This is a genomic window from Streptomyces sp. NPDC056480 (assembly GCF_042795405.1).
GTDB lineage: Bacteria > Actinomycetota > Actinomycetes > Streptomycetales > Streptomycetaceae > Streptomyces.
The window spans coordinates 17928-39060 of record NZ_JBHTSA010000051.1 but is presented as its reverse complement, the minus strand read 5'-3'; the positions used below and the strand labels follow the sequence as shown (position 1 = coordinate 39060).

At 71.3% G+C, this 21133-nt stretch carries 21 protein-coding genes; 10 read left to right on the top strand and 11 right to left on the bottom strand.

Annotated elements, in window-relative coordinates; all coding sequences use genetic code 11:
- Nucleotides 1–82: 82 nt before the first annotated feature.
- Both ACFQ79_RS22485 and ACFQ79_RS22480 read right to left on the bottom strand, forming a co-directional pair.
- Nucleotides 83–274, bottom strand: a complete 192-nt coding sequence (locus tag ACFQ79_RS22485; protein ID WP_383586178.1) for a hypothetical protein — start codon at nucleotides 272–274, stop codon at nucleotides 83–85.
- Between the two features lie 199 nt (nucleotides 275–473).
- The gene (locus ACFQ79_RS22480) at nucleotides 474–1238 is read right to left on the bottom strand and encodes a multiprotein-bridging factor 1 family protein (RefSeq protein ID WP_383586176.1); all 765 of its coding nucleotides are present in this window, start codon (nucleotides 1236–1238) and stop codon (nucleotides 474–476) included.
- Nucleotides 1239–1527: 289 nt separating this feature from the next.
- Between ACFQ79_RS22480 and ACFQ79_RS22475 the strand changes: the two genes are divergently transcribed.
- The 4 genes from ACFQ79_RS22475 to ACFQ79_RS22460 all read left to right on the top strand — a co-directional run bounded on the left by ACFQ79_RS22475 (nucleotide 1528) and on the right by ACFQ79_RS22460 (nucleotide 4008).
- The gene (locus tag ACFQ79_RS22475) at nucleotides 1528–1998 is read left to right on the top strand and encodes a glycine-rich domain-containing protein (protein ID WP_383586174.1); all 471 of its coding nucleotides are present in this window, start codon (nucleotides 1528–1530) and stop codon (nucleotides 1996–1998) included.
- A 79-nt stretch (nucleotides 1999–2077) separates the two neighbouring features.
- On the top strand, nucleotides 2078–2749 hold the full coding sequence (locus ACFQ79_RS22470) for a class I SAM-dependent methyltransferase (protein WP_383586172.1): 672 nt from the start codon (nucleotides 2078–2080) through the stop codon (nucleotides 2747–2749).
- A gap of 253 nt (nucleotides 2750–3002) precedes the next feature.
- Complete coding sequence (locus tag ACFQ79_RS22465) at nucleotides 3003–3257, top strand: winged helix-turn-helix domain-containing protein (protein WP_383586218.1); 255 nt, start codon at nucleotides 3003–3005, stop codon at nucleotides 3255–3257.
- A gap of 109 nt (nucleotides 3258–3366) precedes the next feature.
- Complete coding sequence (locus ACFQ79_RS22460; RefSeq protein WP_383586170.1) at nucleotides 3367–4008, top strand: hypothetical protein; 642 nt, start codon at nucleotides 3367–3369, stop codon at nucleotides 4006–4008.
- Nucleotides 4009–4163: 155 nt separating this feature from the next.
- On the opposite strand, the gene ACFQ79_RS22455 is transcribed toward ACFQ79_RS22460, so the two are convergent.
- Complete coding sequence (locus ACFQ79_RS22455) at nucleotides 4164–5048, bottom strand: LysR family transcriptional regulator (protein ID WP_383586168.1); 885 nt, start codon at nucleotides 5046–5048, stop codon at nucleotides 4164–4166.
- 286 nt (nucleotides 5049–5334) lie between these two features.
- Here ACFQ79_RS22455 and ACFQ79_RS22450 point away from each other — a divergent pair, with 286 nt between their 5' ends.
- The 5 genes from ACFQ79_RS22450 to ACFQ79_RS22430 all read left to right on the top strand — a co-directional run bounded on the left by ACFQ79_RS22450 (nucleotide 5335) and on the right by ACFQ79_RS22430 (nucleotide 11686).
- On the top strand, nucleotides 5335–6411 hold the full coding sequence (locus tag ACFQ79_RS22450) for an alkene reductase (protein ID WP_383586216.1): 1077 nt from the start codon (nucleotides 5335–5337) through the stop codon (nucleotides 6409–6411).
- Nucleotides 6412–6462: 51 nt separating this feature from the next.
- Nucleotides 6463–6927, top strand: coding sequence for a nucleoside deaminase (locus ACFQ79_RS22445; protein WP_383586166.1), 465 nt, complete (start codon nucleotides 6463–6465; stop codon nucleotides 6925–6927).
- Nucleotides 6928–7000: 73 nt separating this feature from the next.
- Nucleotides 7001–7927, top strand: a complete 927-nt coding sequence (locus tag ACFQ79_RS22440) for an isopenicillin N synthase family dioxygenase (protein ID WP_383586214.1) — start codon at nucleotides 7001–7003, stop codon at nucleotides 7925–7927.
- An 89-nt stretch (nucleotides 7928–8016) separates the two neighbouring features.
- A complete protein-coding gene (locus ACFQ79_RS22435; RefSeq protein WP_383586164.1) occupies nucleotides 8017–10110 on the top strand; it encodes a hypothetical protein in 2094 nt (697 codons plus the stop codon).
- 4 nt (nucleotides 10111–10114) lie between these two features.
- Nucleotides 10115–11686: a hypothetical protein gene (locus ACFQ79_RS22430; RefSeq protein WP_383586162.1), complete on the top strand. Its 1572-nt coding sequence runs from the start codon at nucleotides 10115–10117 to the stop codon at nucleotides 11684–11686.
- An 8-nt stretch (nucleotides 11687–11694) separates the two neighbouring features.
- Here the strand turns inward: ACFQ79_RS22430 and ACFQ79_RS22425 are convergent, their stop codons facing one another.
- From ACFQ79_RS22425 to hemL, 8 genes are all read right to left on the bottom strand, one after another.
- Entirely contained in the window at nucleotides 11695–12228 is a 534-nt protein-coding gene (locus ACFQ79_RS22425) for an SRPBCC domain-containing protein (protein ID WP_383586160.1), read from the bottom strand.
- Nucleotides 12229–12285: 57 nt separating this feature from the next.
- Nucleotides 12286–13371 (bottom strand): c-type cytochrome biogenesis protein CcsB, encoded by a 1086-nt coding sequence (gene ccsB, locus ACFQ79_RS22420; RefSeq protein ID WP_383586158.1) that lies wholly within the window; start codon nucleotides 13369–13371, stop codon nucleotides 12286–12288.
- Nucleotides 13368–15128 (bottom strand): cytochrome c biogenesis protein ResB, encoded by a 1761-nt coding sequence (locus tag ACFQ79_RS22415; protein WP_383586156.1) that lies wholly within the window; start codon nucleotides 15126–15128, stop codon nucleotides 13368–13370. The genes ccsB and ACFQ79_RS22415 overlap by 4 nt, the downstream gene beginning before the upstream one ends.
- A 5-nt stretch (nucleotides 15129–15133) precedes the next feature.
- Nucleotides 15134–15871 (bottom strand): cytochrome c biogenesis CcdA family protein, encoded by a 738-nt coding sequence (locus ACFQ79_RS22410; RefSeq protein ID WP_383586154.1) that lies wholly within the window; start codon nucleotides 15869–15871, stop codon nucleotides 15134–15136.
- Between the two features lie 4 nt (nucleotides 15872–15875).
- On the bottom strand, nucleotides 15876–16481 hold the full coding sequence (locus ACFQ79_RS22405) for a TlpA family protein disulfide reductase (RefSeq protein WP_383586152.1): 606 nt from the start codon (nucleotides 16479–16481) through the stop codon (nucleotides 15876–15878).
- Between the two features lie 98 nt (nucleotides 16482–16579).
- On the bottom strand, nucleotides 16580–17866 hold the full coding sequence (locus tag ACFQ79_RS22400) for a hypothetical protein (protein ID WP_383586212.1): 1287 nt from the start codon (nucleotides 17864–17866) through the stop codon (nucleotides 16580–16582).
- Between the two features lie 248 nt (nucleotides 17867–18114).
- On the bottom strand, nucleotides 18115–18822 hold the full coding sequence (locus ACFQ79_RS22395; protein WP_383586150.1) for a histidine phosphatase family protein: 708 nt from the start codon (nucleotides 18820–18822) through the stop codon (nucleotides 18115–18117).
- Entirely contained in the window at nucleotides 18819–20165 is a 1347-nt protein-coding gene (hemL, locus tag ACFQ79_RS22390; RefSeq protein WP_383586148.1) for a glutamate-1-semialdehyde 2,1-aminomutase, read from the bottom strand. The genes ACFQ79_RS22395 and hemL overlap by 4 nt, the downstream gene beginning before the upstream one ends.
- A 230-nt stretch (nucleotides 20166–20395) precedes the next feature.
- Here hemL and ACFQ79_RS22385 point away from each other — a divergent pair, with 230 nt between their 5' ends.
- Nucleotides 20396–21037 (top strand): hypothetical protein, encoded by a 642-nt coding sequence (locus tag ACFQ79_RS22385; protein WP_383586146.1) that lies wholly within the window; start codon nucleotides 20396–20398, stop codon nucleotides 21035–21037.
- Nucleotides 21038–21133 lie beyond the last annotated feature (96 nt).

The following is a 21133-nucleotide window of genomic DNA, read 5'->3' as shown; positions in this document are numbered from 1 at the left end:
CTGCCGATGGGGGCGATCGGCGGAGCCGATGGGGCCTCCCGGACCGCTGCCGCGCGCGGCGGGCAACGGTCCGGGAGGAGGCTCAGTTGTTCGAGCCGACGGTGTTGTCGTGACCGGCGTTGAAGACGTCGTCGTGCGCGAACTGGAGCCAGTCGCCGAAGACGACGGTGTGCGAGGCCTCCGGCTCGAGCTCGACGTGGACGTCGGCGCTCGCGATGCCGGCGGCGCCGAGGACGAGGGCACCGGTGGCGAGGACGGTCAGCAGGGAACGCATGGAGGACCTCTCGGTAGAACGGCGGAACACCCCGCCGACCGGCGGAGCACCCCGTAAGCCAAGGCCACGAGCCGTCCCGCCTCCCGGCGCCGGGCCGGTGGGACCGCGACCGTCAGCCGATCGGAGGAGGCCGGTGCCGGGGGCCGACCGCCGGCGAAGCGACCTGGAAACAGCCCCGAGCTGCCGCACGCCGCACCCTCTACTCGGGCGGGCCGCTGTACTTCTGGAGCGTGGCCTTCGACGTGGAGGTGTCGACGAGTCGCAGCTCCCACGGTCCGGTGTTGACGTCGAAGTCCTTGCCGAAGCCCACCCACTTGCCTGCCATGCGGCGGCCGGTCGGCTCCACCAGCAGTTGGATCGCGCCGTGGTAGCGGGCCCCCTGGTAATAGCCGTCGGCGGCGGTCTGCTCGATCCAGGAGCCGGTGACGACATTGCGGTCGATGGTCAGGTCCAGGCTGAGCGGACTGTCCGGATTGCTGGACGCGCCGGGCAGGCTCTGGCCCGTCAGCCTGGCGCCGTGCTGGAGCAGCACGACATAGTGCTTGCCTTCGAACGTCTCGTCACGGGAAGAGCTGAAGAACTCGTACCGGGAGAGCCAGATGCCGGAGTAGTTCATGTCTGTCGGGGGCGGCTGTGTCGCGGTGGCCGCCTGGACACCATCGGGGCTGTGGTCCATGTCGTGGCCTCCCGAGGAATCGGAGTGAACCCGCGCCTGCGGCACGGGCAGGGTGAAGCCGAGGGCTTCGACGGGACGCCCGGTGACGTGCTCCAGGGCGCGGGCGTATACCGGGCGCGGAGCCCGGCTGGTGCCCGACTCCCAGCGCTGGACGAGGCGCTTGCTGGCTTCGTTCGGTTCGCCCAGCTCCTCGCCGGCTCGGCGGAGCGCCTTCGCCAAGTCGTCCTGGCTCATGCGCAGGCCGATCCTCACGGCCCGCAGGACATCGTTCGTCGACGCTGTCGTCATGGTTCGAAGATAGCCCCGGCATGCCCACGATGACACCGATTTGACGCCCTCAAGCGACGCCCGGATGACGTCTTCTCCGCCGCCGCAATGACAGTGTCCGGCGCCGAGGATGAGGGCCATGCCGATCCGCATCGACGCCTACACGGTCCGAGTAGACGGGACCCGCACGGTTCCTCGAACCCTGTACGAGGGTGAGGGCGGTCCGCCCCTGGCGGCGAGCGTGATGCCGGTCTGCGCATGTCGGCGCTGCGTCCCCGCAGCGACTCACCGAACGGAAGGGACCACGCAAGTGACGACCTCGCTCGAGCACCCCCGGATCCACCTGGCCGAGCCCCGCACGTTCCTGACGCGAGAGGTGTGGCGGGCCCTCACCTCCGACGTCATCAAGGCGCACCCCGAGACGAGCCGGGTCCTGGCCGAGCGCATCGTCGGCCAGACCATCGCGTTCCTCATCGCGGGCACCACGACCGACGAGCCGCTGTCCCCGTCCGAGCCGGTCGACTGGGGCTGGCACGCCTTCCTCCTCCGCACCCAGGCGTACCAGCGGTTCTGTGAACAGCACGCGGGACGGTTCGTGCACCACCACCCGGGCGTTGCTGACACCGCCGAGCACGGCGGATCCGAGAGGGCCCGAAACCGCACCCTGGCGGCAATCCGTGCGGCAGGGTTCGAGGTGGACGAGGAACTGTGGCCGGAGCCCGCCGACTGCACGCAGTGCCACTCGGGGTGCACCGACAGCCCGGTGGGCGGCAAGAAGTAGCTGCGGCCGGCCCATGAGATCGCCCGCCCCCGCCGCTTGAGCGGCCGGGGCGGGCGCACCCACGAGGACGGGAGCAGGGATGCGTGAGCAGGACGCAGAGGCCTGGGACGTATGGGGCGCGTCCAGGTCTGGCCGCAAGGAGCGGAACGCCGCCGGGGCGGAGACGTGGTTCAACTGGACGCAGTGGCCGGACCACGGGCCGACCGAGAAGGACGTCTTCGGGGACGCCGCCGGCGCGCGCGTGCTCGATCTCGGTTGCGGCAGTGGTGGCAACCTCGCCCACCTGACCGCCGTGGGCGCGGACGCGGTGGGTCTGGACATCTCCCCCGTACAGCTCGCGAAGGCGCACGACCGGTGGCCCCACCTCGACGTACGTCAGGAGACCGCCGAGAGTTTCCTCGCCGCCACCCCGCACCGCTTCGACGTCGTCTACTCCGCCTTCGGCGCCGCGTGGTTCACCGATCCCGCCGACCTGCTGCCGCTCGTCCACACGGGTCTGGAACCGGGAGGCGTGTACGCCTTCTCCCACACCCCGCCCGCCCTGACGGGTTGTTACGGCGCCCAGGCGTCACAGATGCAGCCACCCACGAAGGGCGACGAACCGCTGTACGTCCGACGCTGGGACTATGAACCACGGACGTGGGCGGAGATCGTGGAACGGGCAGGGTTCACGGAGGTGACGGCCGAAGTGATCCCACCCCCGGCCGGCAGGCGCACCGGAACCCTGCTCGTCCGGGGCGTCAGGGCCTGACGTGGGGCGCCGGGTGACAGAAGCACCCGCACACGAGGTGCACGACCCCTTGCGCACCGCTGTCACGGGGGGCGTGGGCCCGGCAGTGGCCGTGGCGGCCGACGACGCAGCGCGGGGACGTGAACTCCGGCTCGGGCGCGGCCGGAAGCGCGTGGGCCAGCAGCGACAGGCTCACCGCGTCGTCCTCGATGCCTACGTCGGTCGTGTGTACGACCACGGCGAGATCCACGAGTTCGACCCACAGGGCACCCAGCTGATCTACCTCGCGGTGGCCGACCACATCGCCGCCCGCATCTCGGCGGGAGAGCTGACCCCGGGCGCTCGCCTGCCCGCCGAACGCGACCTGGCCGAGGAGTACGGCGTCGCCTACCTCACGGTTCGCCGCGCCGCCCGGGTGCTCCGAGAGCGCGGCCTGATCCTGACCGTCCACGGCAAGGGGACCTTCGTCGCCGATCCGCTGCCGGAGGGTTCGACAGACAACCCACCGGCCCCCGACTCCGGAGCCTGAGGCTGGATCCGGGCCGGTTCGCACGAGGCGGCAATCACCTTGCCAACGGAACCTCGCACGCGCGTTCTTGTGTGAGAACGAGCAGGAGATCCGATCGCGAGGGGGAGCAGTGGGCAAGAGGCTGGAACGGAAGATGCTGCGGCTGCTGGCGGGCGGGGAGCCGGTCGCGCTCGGCACGCGCCGGACCTCCTTCAACGGAATCGCCCGACTCGCCTTCCTGGCAGAGCAGTTCGGCTACGAGTACGCGGACCTTCGGACGGAGAAACGCAGCTTCACCCTGCACCTGGAGCCGGACCTCCGTCCGCGGGCGCGGGAGCTGGCCGCGGAGAACCGGAGAAGATACCCCCGGGCGGCCGAGGGAGGCCAGCTCCCTGTGCCCGACGCCGGGACGATCGCGCTCTTCCGGGCCCGGATGATGTCCGACCTCAAGCGGAGGGGCTCGCTGCTGGAGACCCTCGCGTACATCGGCGTGGCCTTCACCATCAGCGCCGTGGGGTTCGGGTTCGAGCTCGGCGACGACCGGGCAGCCGCCTTCACCATCGCGGGTGTCCTGGTGGCTGCGGAGGCCGCCGCGATCACGGCTCTGGTCCTCTGGGGCCGGCGGGCGCACCGGAGGGCCGCGGCCCTCCTGGAAGCGGCCGGCTTCACCCGGGTGCCGGACGAGAGCGGCAGGCTCCGCCACGTGCCTCCGGGCGACGAGCAGCGGCCCGCCGGGCACGGCAACCCGTTCGCGGGCGGAGGCAGCCGGTAGCCGGTAGCCGGTAGCCGCCACCGTCCATCGCGCCCGCCGCCCCGCCCGCGCCGCCACCGTCCACCGCGCCCGCCGCCCCGCCCGCGCCGCCGCGGTCCATCGCGCCCGCCGCCCCGCCCGCGCCGCCGCCGCGCCTCCCCCGTCCCGCCCGCGCCCTACGGCACCTTCGGCGCGACCTCGCTCACGACCTCGCAGAACGCGCGGATCCGGCTGTCCTCGCGGCCCGTCACCCACATCAGGGCGTGGCTCACCGCCGGGGCGTCGGTGATCGGGATGAAGGCCACGTCGCTGCGCGCGTAGTAGTGGAGCAGCTCGTTGCCGCTGCCGCCGCCCACGGCCCTGCCCATCGCGACCATCGTGATGAGCTCGGTGAAGGTCCTGCCCCGCTGTGTGCTGCGCCGGATGGTCTTCCCGCTCGGTGTGCGGCGCGGGAAGTAGTAGTCGGTGACGTAGTCCGGGACCTCTTCGCTCGGCGAGAACCAGGTCTCCCCCGCCAGGTCGTCCAGGACCACGGACTCCCGGTCGGCGAGGCGGTGTCCGACGGCGGTGATCAGATACAGCGGCGCGCTGGAGACGATCGGGCCCACGGTGATGTCGGGGTCCCGGACCGGCAGGAGCGTGATCTGGAGGTCCAGTTCGCCCTCGCGCAGCAGGTCGCGCTGGTGGAAGAGCTGTACCTCCCGGGCGTCGACGCGGGTCCCGGGGTGTCTGGCGCGGTAGACCTCGGACGCCGCCTGGACCACCATGCCCGCCCGGTGGCCCTCGAAGCCGACCCTCAGGAGGCCGGTGACGTCGCCGGAGGCCGCCATCACCCGATCGACGGCCTCCCGTATGCCCTGGTACAGCGGGTCCAGGTCGTCGCGGAACCGCCGGCCCGCGTCCGTCAGCGCCACCCGCCGGCTCGTACGGTCGAACAGGGCGACGCCCAGGCGCCGTTCGAGCGTCTTCAGCGTCTGGCTGACCAGCGCGTTGGACACATGGAGCCGCTCCGCCGTCCGCCCGAAGTGCAGCTCCTCCGCCAGTGTCAGGAAAATCTCCATCTCGCGTCGTTCCACGACGTTCCCCCCGATTGTTCAGCCACGGTGAACGACCGGCGTTCTCCGCGCATTTCCCCCGTAACGGGGACACGGTAGCCCGATCACCAGCCCTGAACGATCCTCGGGTGCCCGGCCGTTCGTTCAGCGGCCGCGAAAGGTGCGTTCCGATCCTCGTCATTGATGGGCCTGCCCGTGCGGCCGCAGGGTTGCGGCGTCGGCCTCACCACCCGGAGGGCCCGGACCACCCCGGCCCTCCCGGACCAACCGAGATACGGACGTGAACACCCTGATGGAGAAGCTCTTCTCCCCCCTGACCGTCGGCAAGCTCGACCTGCCCAACCGCATCGTCATGGGCCCCATGACCCGCTCCCGCGCCCCCGAGGACGGCCGGGTGACCGTGCTGACCGCCGAGTACTACGCGCAGCGTGCCTCCGCCGGCCTGATCATCAGCGAGGCGACCGGGACCAGCGAGCTCGGCACCGGCTACATCGACTCCCCCGGTCTGCACACGATCGGGCAGATCGACGCCTGGCGCGAGGTCACCGACGCCGTCCACGCGGCCGGCGGCCGCATCTTCGCCCAGCTGGTGCACTGCGGCCGCATCGGCCACCCCAGCCTGTACGCCGACGGCGCGCTGCCGATCGCCCCGTCGCCGATCGCCTCGGGCGGGCAGCTGTTCACCCCCGAGGTCATGCTCGACCACCCGGTCCCGCGCGAGATGACCGTCGTTGACATCGCCGCGGTCGTGGAGGAGTTCGCCTCCGCCGCCCGCAACGCCGTCGAGGCGGGCTTCGACGGCGTGGAGATCCACGCCGCGAACGGCTTCCTGCTCCACCAGTTCCTCGACGACTCCACCAACCACCGCACCGACGCGTACGGCGGCTCGATCGAGAACCGCGTCCGGCTGACCGAGGAGGTCGTGGCCGCCGTCGCCGCCGCGATCGGTCCGGAGCGCACGGGCATCAGGCTCTCCCCCGCCATCACCTTCAACGGCATGGGCGAGACCGACAGCGCGGAGCTGTACACCGCGCTGACCCGCTCCCTGGCCGCGACCCCGCTCGCGTACGTCCACGTGGCGGAGATCGTGACGCGGGAGATCACCCGGCTGATCCGGGCCGCATGGCCGGGCGTGCTCCTGCTGAGCCCGCACCCCACCCCCGAGTCGTTCCCCGCCACCCCGGAGTCCGGCGCGGAGGCGCTCCGCGAGGGCCTCGCCGACGCGGTCGTCCTCGCGACGGCGTGGGTGGCCAACCCGGACCTGCCGGCCCGGATCGAAGCCGGCGGCCCGTACGCGGAGGCCGACTCGGCAACCTTCTACGGCGGCGACCACCACGGCTACACGGACTACCCGACGCTGAACGGGTAACGCGGGCCGCTTGAGGTGAGGCCTCGTCCGTGCCGGGGAAGAGATCCCGGCATGGACGAGCGTCTCAGCAGGGAGAGCGCCCGGCGCTGGCTCGCGACCGCCGTCGCCGAGGCCCGCGCCGGGCTCGCCGAGGGCGGGATCCCGATCGGGGCCGCGCTGTACGGGGCGGACGGCGCGCTGCTCGGGCGCGGGCACAACCGGCGCGTGCAGGACGGGGACCCGTCGGCGCACGCGGAGACCGCCGCCTTCCGGGCCGCCGGCCGGCAGCGCTCGTACCGGGGTACGACGATGGTGACGACCCTCTCGCCCTGCTGGTACTGCTCCGGCCTGGTACGGCAGTTCGGGATCTCGCGGGTGGTCGTCGGGGAGGCGGAGACCTTCCACGGCGGGCACGACTGGCTGGCGGAGCACGGGGTCGAGGTCCTCGTGCTCGACGACCCCGAATGCACGGCGCTGATGCGGGAGTTCATCGCCGAGCGGCCGGCTCTCTGGAACGAGGACATCGGCGATGAGTGACGAGACGGGCGCGGGGACGCGCGAACAGGCGAGCCAGGTGACGAGCGGCGTGACGAGCCACGTGACGAGCGGCGTGACGAGCGGCGGGGGCTCGCGCACGGCCGCCCTCCCCACCATCGACCTGACCCGCGACGCGGCCCCGCAGCTGCCCGCCGTCGACCGCGCCCTGCGCGAGGCCGGTTTCCTCCTGGTCACCGGCCACGGCGTCGACCCGGGGCTCCGGGCCGGGATCCGCGCCGCCGCCCGCCGCTTCTTCCACCTCCCGCCGGCCGCGAAGGAGCCGTACGCCGTGCGGGTCGGCGGCCGGGGCTGGCTCGGGCCCGGCGCGGAGGCCAACGGGTACGCGGAGGGCACGGCGACGCCGCCCGACCTGAAGGAGTCGCTGTCCTTCGCGGCGGACGAACCGACCGGCGACCCGGCCGTGGACGCCGAGTGGTTCCTGCCGAACACCTGGCCCGCCGAGATCCCCGAGCTGAAACCGCTGGTGGAGACGTATCTGGCGCAGATGAAGACGCTCTCGGACCGGGTCCTGGACCTGCTCGGCGTGGCCCTCGGCGAGGAGCGGGACTTCTTCACCCGGCACACCGGGCACCCCACCTTCGGCTTCAACGTCAACTGGTACCCGGGGCGGGAGCGGACGGGCGAGCCGGAGCCGGGCCAGTTCCGCATCGGCCCGCACACGGACTTCGGCACGGTCACCGTCCTGGACCGGGAGGCGGGCAAGGGCGGACTGCAGGTCTTCACCGACGCGGGAGGCTGGCAGGACGCCCCGTACGATCCCGCCGCCTTCACCGTCAACATCGGCGACCTGATGGCCGGTTGGACCGGCGGCCGGTGGCGTTCGGGACGCCACCGGGTGCTGCCGCCGCCGGCCGACGCCCCCACGGAGGAGCTGATGTCGCTCGTGTACTTCTACGAGTGCACGCCCGGGACGACGATCCACGGCATCGAGTCGCACGGATACCTGCGGGCCCAGCTCGACGCGATCGCCACAGACTGACAACAGGTGCGGAACAGACTCGAAAAGCCGACCGCTTTCCCAACACACCGTCGATATCCTTGAGTTGACTGTGACGGGGGTGGCAGGTCGTGGACAGGGAGCTGTACGGCCGCGAGGCGGCCTTGCACGATGCCGGACTGGTCGCGCGCCTCAGCGGCCTCACGAAGCACGGCGCCTCCCGGGTGCCGTTCGAGCACGGTGACGATCCGCCGGTCACCGTCTTCACCGGCGGGCGCGGCACGGGCAAGACCGCCCTGCTCAAGGAGGTCCGCAACCGCTACAAGGGGTACACGCCGCTGGCGCTCCTCGACTGCGCGCACATCGAGCCGCCCGCCGACCACGGCCCCGGCTGGACCCCGCTCACCGGGGCCCTCGCCGAGCTCGCCGTACAGCTGTCGCCGAAGGTGCTCGGCGCGCGGCCGGTGAAGTTCCCCCGGGTGTCGCTCGGGCTCGTCGCGGTCGCCTCGCTCGGCTGGTCGCAGGAGGACGACGAGCGGGCCCGGCGCGACCTCCAGCGGCTCGGGCCGCTGCTCGCGACCGTCGACCCGACCAGGGGCGCGGCCACCCACTGGGTCGGCAAGGTGCTCGCGAAGCTGGCCGCCACGTTCGCCGAGGCCACCGTCCCGCTCGCCGGACTGCTTGCCGAGGCGACCGTGGAGACCGTCCTCGAGGAGGTGTTCGGCCGTCTCCAGCGCACCTCGGAGAGCTGGTACGGCACCTATCGCAACGCCGGCGGACGCGGCAAGGCGGGGCTCCAGCAGCTCGCGATCGACTTCGAGCAGGGCGGCCGGCGCCGCGCCGAGGCCGAGGGCTTCCTCGTCGGCGCGCTGACCGAGGACCTCCTCCACCCGTACGTGGGGATCCGGCGCGGCGGCCGGATCGGCCGCCCGCTGGTCCTCCTCGACAACGCCCACGAACCGCTCGGCCGGCAGCTCGTCGAACCGATCCTGCGCGCCCGCGCCGAGGGCCGCCGCGACCGGGTCGTCGTCCTCGCCACCTCACGGGTCCGGGAGCACGAGGGACTGCGCAACGCCACCAGGACCCGGCTGCCGGAGACCGCGCACCGGGCGCCCAGCCCGCGCGACATCCGCGTCGGCTCCGGCATCCTCGCCGTGGAGCTCACGCCGCTCTCCCCCTCCCAGACCCGCTCCGCCTTCGACCGGCACGACCCGGCCGGCCGGACGCCCACCGAACTCGCCCGCGCGGTCCACCGGCTGACCGGCGGCCGCCCGCTCGGCGTCGCCCTCCTCGGCCGGGCCGCCGGAGAGGCCCCGGACCGTCTGCGGGCCGGCCTCACCCCCGGCGGGCTGCTCGACCTGACCGTGGAACTCCGCGAGGACACCCCGCCGGTGCCCGTCGCCCCCACCCTCCTCGCCGAACTCCTCCCGGTGCGGCGGCCCGGCCCGTACGCCGTGCTCGCCGCCGCCCACGACGAGGAGTCCGCCCGGATGCTCGCCCACGCCCGGCTCCAGGGCGAGTCCCTGGACGGGGACGTGGCCCTGCGCGTCCGCGACCACCTGCGCTCCGAGGACTGGGCCGCCTCCGAACCGGGCTCGGGCCATTTCATCGCCGACCCGCTCCTGCGCGCCCTGCTCCTGCACCGGCTCCGCTTCGAGGACGGCGACCATCCCCGGTACGCGGCCTGGCACGCCGTCCACGAGACCCTGCACCGGCACTACGGCCCCGAGCCCGGCCCGTACCGCCTCCATCACGACCTGGCCCTCGGCCGCACCGAGGAGGCCGTCACCCGGCTGCGGCTCACCTTCCCGGAGCGGGACGTCCTCGGCTGGCTGGGGCGGCTGCGGTTCATCGGCTCCGCCCCGTACCCCCGCGAGTACGGCCGGACCGGGCCGGACCCGCGCCGGGCGATCGCCCTGGGCCGACGGCCACCGGCGGGAACGGGCGGCGGCACGGCCGACGACCTCCCTCCCGGACTCGACCACGACGCCACCGAACTCCATCTGTCCGTACGGCGACTGCTGCACGCCGTATGGCTGCTCACCGATCCGCTCGCACTGCCCGACGACGAGGTGGCCGACCGCCTCGCGCACGAACTGCGCCGGCTCTCCGGCCGTCATCTGACGGGCAGCGGTTCGCTCTGGGACGCGGCCACCCACTGGCCGCGCGACATCCGTGCCTGGCGGGAGCCGTCGCTGCCGCCGGGCCGCGAGGACGGAGTCTGACGCCATGCCCGACCGCCCGACCGCCCCGCGCATCGGCCGACCGCTCGACCGGCTGCGGCGCCGCGTCCGCACCCCCCGCCAGAGACTCGTCGCGTCCGTCGTCACCGCCGCCGTCGTCCTGGGCCTCGGCGGGTACGCCGTCGCCCGGCTCACCACCCCGGAGGACCGTTCCTGCGCCGCGGGGGTCGAGAGACCCGAGGGCAGCGGCGAGTGCGTCGGCGTCAACGGCGACGGCCACGCCTTCGGCATACCCGAACTCGCCGAGGTCGCCCGGGCCATCGGCGCCGAGAACGCCGCGCTCAAGCCCGGCGAGTACGCCACCGTCGCCGTCCTCCTGCCGCTGACCTCCACCGACAGCGGCATGCGGGTCAAGGTGCTGCACGAGGTCCAGGGCGCGTACGCCTACCAGTACCGGGCCAACCACGAGTCCAACAGCGAGACCCCGAAGATCCGCCTCGTCCTCGCCAACACCGGCAAGGGCAACGCCCACTGGCGCGGCACCGTCGACCGGCTGATCGCCATGACCGGCGCCCCCGACCGGCTGCGGGCCGTCTCCGGCGTCGCCACCTCCTCCACCGAGGTACGCGAGTCGGTGACCGCCCTCACCGGTGCCGGGATCGCCGTCGTCGGCACCACCATCACCGCCGACGACATCGCCAACGGCCCGGGCCCCGGCCACAACCGCTACCCCGGCCTCGCCCGCGTCTCCCCCACCAACAACGACGAGGCCAAGGCCCTCGCGAGCTTCGGCCGCGTCGACGCCGCCAAGGCCCTCCTCGTCCAGGACACCCGCAGCGGCGACCACTACACCGACACCCTCAAGTCCGCCTTCGCCGCGTCCCTCAAGGGCGCGCCCTACGAGCCGCAGCTCTTCACCTCGCCCGCCGACCCCACCGACGAGGGCACCACCGCCAACACCTTCCGGCAGATCACCCATCTGATCTGTGACACCCGCGCCGAGACGGTCTTCTTCGCGGGCCGCCACACCCAGCTGCGCCAGTTCATCAACGCGCTCGGCTCGCGCGGCTGCGTCGACCGCGCCTTCACGATCCTGACCGGCGACGAGGGCTCGTACCTGGGCGCGGACAAGAAGCTCGACCGGAACGCCCTGAAGGCGAAGCTGACCGTGCGGTACGCGGCGCTCGCCCACCCGGACGCGTGGAAGCCGGCGGCGGGACGGAAGGTCCCGGCGACGGGCGGTTCGGTGGTGGCGTACTCGACCTTCGTGACGGACATCGCCCGCGCCTCGAAGGAGCCGGTGCCCCTCGCGGACGGCCAGGCGATCGTCGCGTACGACGCGATGGCGACGGCGGTGCACGCGATCCGCCAGGCGACCCCGCAGGGCTCCCAGTACCCGGAACTCGCCGATGTGGTCACCCAGTGGCCGCAGGTCAAGGGCTCTCTGCGGGTGCAGGGCGCGAGCGGCTGGATCTGCCTGGACAACTACGGCAACCCGTACAACAAGGCGGTCCCGATCGTGGAACTGGCCCAGGACGGCACGCAGCGCTTCGTCCAGATCGCCTGGCCGGAGGGCAGGCCGCCGGCCACCTCCTGCCTGCCGCCGAAGCGGGGGTAGCGGCGCGCCTACGGCACCCACTTGGGCCAGGGCGCCTCGTCCCGCTCGTAGAGGTCACGCAGGTGCTGCCACCGCTCGGGCGACCACGCGGCCCAGTCGGACGGGCGCCCGTCCAGCGCGGCGGCGAGCCGTTCGAAGTGGTCGTGCCACCCCGCGAGGCAGTCCAGCCGGTACTCCCGGTCCGCCCGCAGTTCGTTCGTGAAACGCAGCACGGTCGACCCGCCGCCCCCGGGCGCCCCCGGTTCCAGATGGAACCGGATGCGTCCGTGCGTCGGATCGACCGTGTACTCGGCCACGTACTCGGGGTCCCAGGCGGTCACCCGCCCCGACACCTCGGTGTCACTGTTCAGCCAGCGGAGGGTGACCCGGCCGTCGAGCCGGGGTTCCAGCGGGTCCGCCGCGCAGAGCCAGCCCGCCAGGCCCTCGGGGGTGGCGACGGCCTCCCAGACCTCGGGCAGCGGATGGGACAGCTCGACGGCGAACCGCAGCAGCTGCGCGTCCCCGTCGTGGGTCTCGCACCTGCCCCGGGGTATCTCGCTCATACCTCAAGCGTCGCCCAAGGGCAGGCCCGCTGCCAGCCCAGACGGCCCGCTGCCGCCTCAGACGCCCGCGTACGAGTGCTTGCTGTTCACGAAGATGTTCACGCCGTAGTAGTTGAACAGGAAGCAGGCGAAGGCGATGAGCGCGATGTACGCGGCCTTCCGCCCCTTCCAGCCGGCCGTCGCGCGCGCGTGCAGGTACGCGGCGTAACCGACCCAGGTGATGAAGGACCAGACCTCCTTGGCGTCCCAGCCCCAGTAGCGGCCCCACGCGTCGCCGGCCCAGATCGCGCCCGCGATGATCGTGAAGGTCCAGAGCGGGAAGACCGCCGCGTTGACCCGGTACGAGAACTTGTCGAGCGAGGCCGCCGAGGGCAGCCGCTCCATGACGGAGCGGGCGAAGGCGCCCGGGTTCCCGCCGGTCGCGAGCTTGTTCTCGTACGAGTCGCGGAAGAGGTACAGCAGGGTGGCGGTGGCGCCCAGGTAGAAGACCGCGCCGCAGAAGATCGCGGTGGAGACGTGGATCCACAGCCAGTACGAGTCGAGCGCGGGGACCAGCTGGTCGCTGGGCGTCTTCAGCCAGGTGGTGGCCATGCCCAGGTCGAGCAGAACAGTGGTGACCAGCGGCAGGCCGAGCCAGCGCACGTTCTTCTTGGCGACGAGGAACCCGAGGTACGCGCCGACCGCCACCGTCGAGAAGGTGGTGGAGAACTCGTACATGTTGCCCCAGGGGGCCCGCTGCACGGAGAGCGCCCGGGTGACCACGCCCGACGCCTCGACCAGGAAGGCGAGGACGGTGAGCGAGACGGCGATACGGCCGTACAGATCGCCCTTGACCGTGCCGCCGGCGGCGCCGGGGCCGTCCGGGACGTCACGGGTGCCGGCCGCGGAACGGGTGACGACCTTCGGCTTCTCCAGGACGGCCGTGCCGCCGGCCGCCTGCTTGACCTGGACGGTCACGGCGGCGGTGGCGGCCGAGGCGCGGGAGGTGAGCGCGGCGGCGGTACGGCCGACCTTGCTCCGGCTGCCCAGCACCCACTCGGCGATGTGGGCGAAGAAGGCCAGGGTGTAGACGGCCATCGAGGAGTAGATGAGCAGGTCGCTCATCCGCGCCATGCTCTCGTTGGTCGTGGCGGCGAGGATCACTTGTCGGCCTCTCCAGAAGGGGCAGGGTCTTCGGGTACGGCGGGGGGTGCCGCCTCAGCTGGTACGGCCTCCGGATCGGCGTCCGGCGCCGGGGGCGCGTCCGCCGTGAGGGCGACCGCGAGGTCACCCAGCTCCTCGGGGAGCTTGGCGGACTCGCTGCGGCCCAGGCCGGCCATCTCGACGACGGTCACGCCGTCCTCACCGCGCACGGCCCGGACCCAGATCCTGCGCCGCTGGATGAAGAGCGAACCGGTCAGTCCGGCGATCGCGGCGATCGCGCCCGCGAGGGCGAGTCCGTTGCCGGGCTGCTGCGAGATCTGGAAGCTCGCCCACTCCTTGACGTCCTTCTCGAAGGTGATCGAGCCGGCGCCGTTCGGCAGGGTCATCGTCTCGCCCGGCAGCATCCGCTGGGCGAGCTTGCCGCCCGACGCGTCCGTGAACTGCTTCATCTTGGACTTGTCGAGCTGGTACACGTTCTGCGGAAGACCGGAGTTGACCCGCAGATCGCCGTGGAACCCGGTGAGCGCCATGACGGGGAACTCGAGCGCCGGGAACTGGGAGAACATCGTGCCCTTGCCGGCGCCCGCGAACGTCGGCACGAAGAAGGCCTGGAAGCCCAGCTGCTCCTTCTTGCCGTTCTTGTCGCGGTAGCCGTCCATCACCTTGATCGCGCCGGTGGACGTGATGTTGTTGTCGATGGGCAGCAGCGGCACGGCGCCGTGGAAGACGGTCTTCCCGCGGCCGTCCTTGACGGTGACGACGGGCGCGTAGCCGTGGGCGATCAGATAGACCTTGGAGTCGCCCACCTTGAGCGGCTCGTTGACGCGGATGACGGCCTTCTTGTCCGTACCGCCCTGCGAGTAGGAGACCTTCGCCTCGAAGGTGCGGGGCGTGCCGCGCTGGGGGCCGTTCTTCTCGTACGTGCCGTCGAAGGCGTCGAGCTTGAAGCTGAACGGCTCCAGCTCGTCGATGCCGAACTGGGAGCCGGACTTGAAGTCGTCGTACTGGGTGAGCGTGTTGGAGAAGCCGTCGCCCTCGACGATCAGCTTGCCGCCCTCGGACTTGAAGAGCTGGCCCCAGGCGAAGGCGACGAGCATGACGATCAGGGCGACGTGGAAGGCCAGGTTGCCGGCCTCGCGCAGGAAGCCCTTCTCGGCCGCGATGGCGTTCCCCGCCGCATGGGCGCGGAAGCGGCGTCCCTTGAGGAGGGTGAGCGCTGCCTCGCGGACCTGCTCGGGCTCGGCCTCGGTGCGCCACGTGGTGTACGCGGGGAGCCGGTCGAGGCGCTTGGGGGCGCCCGGCGGGCGGCTGCGGAGCTGGCCGACGAACTGCCAGCTGCGGGGCACGATGCAGCCGATGAGGGAGACGAACAGCAGTATGTAGATCGCGGAGAACCACACGGAGCTGTAGACGTCGAAGAACTGGAGCTTCTCGTACAGCGGCGTCAGCGTCTTGTGGGCGTCCTTGAAGGCCTGCGCCTTCATCTCGTCCACGCTGGTCTGCGGGACGAGGGAGCCGGGGACGGCGCCGAGCGAGAGCATGAAGAGCAGGATCAGCGCGACCCTCATGGAGGTCAGCTGCCGCCAGAACCAGCGGATCCAGCCGATGACACCGAGGGTGGGGCCGCCGACGACCGTCGTCTCGACGCGGTCGTCGATGGGGGCGGTGGACAGCTGGGCCCCGGCCTCGCCGAGGTTCTCCTGCTGCTCCGTCGTACCGGAGGTGTCCGTCGTACCGGACGTGTCGGTCGTGCTCATGGAACTCAGATCCCCACCGTGAAACCGCTGGACCAGCCCTGCATCGTGGCGACCATGCTGTCCCACGCGCCTGTGAGGAGCAGGACACCGGTGACGAGCATCATGCCGCCGCCGATCCGCATGACCCACACATAGTGCTTCTTGACCCACCCGAACGCCCCGAGGGCCTTGCGGAAGGCTATGGCGGCGAGCACGAACGGCACGCCGAGGCCGAGGCAGTACGCGAAGGCGAGCAGCGCGCCGCGGCCGGCGCTGGCCTGCTCCAGGGCGAGCGCGTTGACCGAGGCGAGCGTCGGGCCGATGCACGGGGTCCAGCCGATGCCGAAGAGCGCGCCGAGCAGCGGCGCGCCGACCAGACCGGCGACGGGCTTCCGGTGGAAGCGGAACTCGCGCTGGGTGAACCAGGGCATCAGGCCGAGGAAGAACACGCCCATGAGGATCATGAGCACGCCGAGGATCGTGGTGAGCGTCTCGCGGTACTCCTGGAGGGTCGACCCGAAGTAGCCGAAGAGCGCCCCGCCGGACACGAACACGGCGGTGAAGCCGAGGACGAAGAGGACGGCCCCCGCGGTCATCCGGCCGCGGCGGCTCTCGGCGAGGTCGGTGCCGGAGACTCCGGTCACGTACGACAGGTAGCCGGGGACCAGCGGGAGGACGCAGGGCGAGAAGAAGGAGACCAGGCCGGCGAGCAGGGCGACGGGCAGCGCGAGGAGCAGGGCTCCGCTGGTGACGGTCTCGTTCACCGGCTCACTTCTCCTTGAGGAGGGGGTCGATCATCGACCGCAGCTTCTCCTCGTTGAGCGCCATGAGCGAGCGGGCCGCGATCTTGCCCTCCTTGTCGAGGACGACGGTGGAGGGGATGGACTGCGGGGAGAGCGTGCCCTTGGGGAAGCCGAAGAGGATCAGCTTCCCCTGCGGGTCGTAGAGGCTCGGGTAGGTGACCCCGTAGTCCTCCTCGAAGGCGAGGGCGGGCTGCTTGTTGGGGTCGCGGGTGTTGAGTCCGACGAACTCGACGCCCTTGCCCTCCATGTCCTTGGCGACCTTCGCGAAGTGCGGGGCCTCGGCGCGGCAGGGGGCGCACCAGGAGCCCCACACGTTGAGGACGACGACCTTGCCCTTGAGGTCGGCGACGTCGAGCTGCTTGCCGTCGAGGGTCTCGCCCGCGAGCTTTCCGGTGGCCGCGCGTTCGCCCTTGGGCGCGGTGGCGATACCACCCGTGTTGGTCACGAAGTTGGTGTTGCCACCGCCGCCGGACTTGCCGTTGCTGTCGCCGCCGCAGGCCGAGAGCGTGAGGGCGGCGGACAGCACTCCGACGGCGAGCAGGGTGCGTCGAGGGGCACGGCTAAGGCTCATGTGAAAAGTTTCGCATGGGCGTTTGGGGGATCTTGGGCACCCCCCTACGTGCCCGGAAAGCCCCTTGTCAAGATCGCCTAAGCGAACACGGCGTACGACTATGCGGACGGGGTCGACGAGGCCGTCGATCCGTTCGGCGCGGGCTTGAGGAAAGTATTCCAGCCGCCGGCCGGCTTCTGTCCCACTTCCAGCGACCGCAGCTTCTGGAGGATCTTCGGGTCCTGGACGTCGAGCCAGTCGACGAACTGCTTGAAGGAGACGAGCCGGACGTCCTTCTTGCCGGCCATGCCCTTGAGCGCGTCCTCGACGGCGTCCATGTAGATGCCGCCGTTCCACTGCTCGAAGTGGTTGCCGATGAAGAAGGGCGCGCGGTTCGACTCGTACGCGCGCGTGAAGCCGCCGAGGAGCGCCTCGGTGGCCTGCTTGCGCCAGCCCGGGTAGCGCGAGGGCATGCCCTTCGTCGTGTTCTTCGACTGGTTGGCGAGCATGTTGTAGTCCATCGACAGGACCTCGAAGGAGTGCCCGGGGAAGGGCACGGCCTGCAGCGGGAGGTCCCAGATGCCCTGGCGCTTGGTGGGCCACATCTGCCGGCCGCCGGGCGAGCTGGCGTCGTAGCGCCAGTTGAGCCGCTTGGCGGTGGGCAGCAGGTTGTCCTGGCCGAGGAGGCAGGGCGTACGGCCGCCGACGAGTTCCTTGGAGTAGTCGAAGGGCAGCGGGTCGAGGTCGGTCCAGCCGCTGTTCGTCTTCCACTCGGTGACGAACTTCATGGCCTGGTCGATCTCGCTCTGCCACTGGGCCGGGGTCCAGTTGCCGACGGAGCCGGAGCCGCCGCAGAAGTGTCCGTTGAAGTGGGTGCCGATCTCGTGGCCGTCGAGCCAGGCCTGCCGGACGTACTTCAGGGTGTCCTTGATGTGGCCGTCGGTGAGGTAGCCGATGTCCGAGGCGCCGACGCGGTTGTTCGGCGGGCGGTAGAGGTTCTTCTTCGACTCGGGGAGGAGGTAGATCCCGGAGAGGAAGAAGGTCATCGCCGCGTCGTGGTTCTTGGCGAGTTCGAGGAAGCGCGGGAACAGACCGTTGCCGACCTCGCCGGCACCGTCCCAGGAGAAGATCACGAACTGGGGCGGGGTCTGGCCGGGTTCGAGCGGGACGGGGGCGTCGGGCTGGTGCGGCTGCTTTCCGGTGTCGGCGGTGGAACCGTCGCCGATGAGCTTCACGTCGTCCTTGGTCGGGGTGTTCGTGCTCGGCTCCGCCGAGACGTCACCCCCCTTACCGGGCCCGGATCGTCCCGACTTGTCCTGATTGCCGTTGCTGCACGCGGCGATTCCCATCGCCGCCGCGGCACCAACGCCCGCCCCGAGCAGCCCCCTTCGACTGATCCCACTGATCCCGCGCATGACATCCCCATTCGCGCTGACGTATTAACGAAACGTCATCCAAACCGACAATGAGTGAGATGCCGGGAGGAACACGGAGGTTCCGGGAAATCGCACAAAAATTTTAGGGCGGTCGGTTGGCATGAACACCACCCGACCGCCCTGAACTGTGGACCGCCGACTCCCGCGCTGTCCAGCGGGGACGCAATCCTTCACCGAAGGACTACAGAAGACTCCCCGCAGAAGACTCCGGAGAAGGCCTACGCTCCGAAAGCCTTCGACTTTCCCTTGACCGGCTTCGCGCCCGCCAGCAGATGCGCCGGAACGAGATCCCGGGCCGGCTCGCTGTACCCGACCGAGACGATCTTGTCGCCCCTGTACGTGAACGAGGTCAGCGAGGCGAGCGTGCACTGGCGCCGCCGCGGATCGTGCCAGAGCCGGCGCTTCTCCACGAAGCTGCGGACGATCCAGATCGGCAGCTGGTGACTGACCAGCACCGCCTCGTGCCCCCGGGCCGCGTCCTTCGCCGCGTCGAGCGCCCCCATCATCCGGACGACCTGCTCGACGTACGGCTCGCCCCAGGACGGCTGGAACGGATTCGTCAGGTGCTTCCAGTTCGCCGGCTTGCGCAGCGCCCCGTCACCGACACCGAACGTCTTGCCCTCGAAGACGTTCGCCGCCTCGATGAGCCGCTCGTCCGTGGCCAGGTCCAGACCGTGCGCCTTGGCGACCGGCGTCGCCGTCTCCTGCGCCCGCTCCAGCGGGGACGCGACGACGTACGTGATGTCCCGGTCGGCCAGGCTCTCCGCGACCCGGTCCGCCATCTGCCGGCCGAGCTCGGAGAGGTGGTAGCCGGCGCGGCGCCCGTAGAGGACGCCGTCGGGGTTGTGCACCTCGCCGTGCCGCATCAGATGGACGACGGTGATGTCCTGGCCGGCGTCGTGCGCGCCGCTGCCGCTCTCGCTCATGCCGTCGCCTCCGCGGCGGCACGGGCGGCGGCCGGCAGGGCGGCGGCGATCCGCTCGATCGCCCGCTCGTCGTGGGCGGCCGACACGAACCAGGACTCGAAGGCGGACGGCGGCAGGTAGACGCCGTCGGCCAGCATCGAGTGGAAGAAGGCGTTGAAGCGGAAGGCCTCCTGCTGCTTCGCCTCGTCGTAGTTCCGCACCTCGTCGGCGGTGAAGAAGACCGAGAACATGTTGGACGCGGTCTGCAGCCGGTGCGCCACGCCCTCCTTCGCGAGCGCGCCCGTGACCAGGCCCTGGATCTCCGCCGAGACCGCGTTCACCTTCGCGTACGCCGCGTCGTCGAGCAGCCGCAGCTGCGCGAGCCCGGCGGCCGTCGCGATCGGGTTACCGGAGAGGGTGCCCGCCTGGTAGACCGGCCCGGCCGGGGCGAGGTGCCCCATCACGTCGGCGCGGCCACCGAACGCGGCGGCCGGGAAGCCGCCGCCCATGACCTTGCCGAAGGTCAGCAGGTCGGCCTTGACGCCGTCGACGCCGTACCAGCCGGCCTTCGACGTACGGAATCCGGTCATCACCTCGTCGGAGATGTACAGCGCGCCGTTCTCCCGGCACAGGTCCGCGAGGCCCTGGTTGAAGCCCTCGGCCGGCGGCACGACGCCCATGTTGCCGGGCGAGGCCTCGGTGATCACACAGGCGATCTCGCCCGGGTGCGCGGCGAACGCGGCCCGGACGGCCTCCAGGTCGTTGTAGGGGAGCACGATCGTGTCCCCCGCCTGGGCGCCGGTCACGCCGGGCGTGTCGGGAAGCCCCAGGGTGGCGACACCGGAACCGGCCGCGGCGAGCAGCGCGTCCACGTGGCCGTGGTAGCAGCCGGCGAACTTCACGACCTTGGCACGCCCGGTGAACCCGCGGGCGAGCCGGATCGCGGACATCGTGGCCTCGGTGCCCGAGGAGACGAGCCGCACCTGCTCGACGGGCTCGACGCGCGCCACGATCTCCTCGGCGAGTGCGACCTCGCCCTCGCCCGGCGTACCGAAGGAGGTGCCGCGGGCGACGGCCTGCTGCACCGCGGCGGTGACCTCGGGGTGCGCGTGGCCGAGGATCATCGGCCCCCACGAGCACACCAGGTCGACGTACTCACGACCGTCCGCGTCGGTGAGGTAGGGACCGGAACCGGACACCATGAACCGGGGCGTTCCGCCCACGGCCCGGAAGGCACGCACCGGTGAGTTCACGCCGCCGGGCGTCACGAGGGAAGCGCGGTCGAAAAGCGTCTGTGAGACTGGGGCTTCGTATGAATACGGCACTGTGATCCTGACCTGCGAGAACGACTTCGGGCACGACATCGGGGACGAAGAGAGGGTGTGAACATCCTGAGTATTACGCCGGGGCGTTCGCCCTCCGCGTCTGCGAAACTGGGGCGTCATAGGGATGGCTCACGGAATCCATGGTGTCAGAGGCCACGGCGTTCTTGCGGACAGGTGTTTCACCGTACGAACGCGGGGGAGGTCACTGACACGATGATCGGGTTGCGCGGCGGGGTCGTGTTGCCGAGAAAAAGCAGTCGGGTGGAGATATGCATCGCGGTGGCGGACCGGGCGAGGGGACGGACGATCTGGGTCCGGAGTCTGCCCGCCGGGGCAGGCACCGGCGCCGGCGGAGCGAGGACTCGGCCTCGGGAACCCAGGGTTCTCCGAGCACTCCAGGCATTCCCGGCATCCCCGACACATCGGGCCCTTCAGGAGATCCGGTCAACGGAAGCGCGAGCGGGAGTGGCCGGTTGGGGGTGACGTACAAGTACTTCGGCGCGCCCGACGGCGCCACGGCGGCCCGCGTCCCGATCTCGATGCGTCCGGAGGAACTCGGCGGCGACGAGCTCGGCATGGGCGGCATGTTCACCAAGATCAAGCCGGAGACCATAGCGGCCATGGTCCTGACCGGCATCCAGGGCATGCCCCTGAACAAGGTGCCGCCGCTCGAGCTGGTGGTCCTGCACCCGGACTACGCCGTGGTGAAGCTGCCGATGACCGTGGTCGACCCACTGCGCGCGATCGGCGAGGAATCGGTCGGCGCCGCCGCGTTCATCTGGTCCACGGTCCCGGACCGCGGCGGCCCGCGCGACGCCTTCGACGTCTACCAGCTGCTCCACGAGTGGCAGGACTTCTCGGTCCGCCTCCACGAGGCGGGCCACCAGCCGTACTGCCTGGTGTGGCCGTAGGGATCCCGTAGGGCCGGAGGGGGTCCGGTCCCACCCGGTCCGATCCCACCCGGTCCGGTCCCACCCGGTCCGGTCCCACCCGGTCCGGTCGGGTCG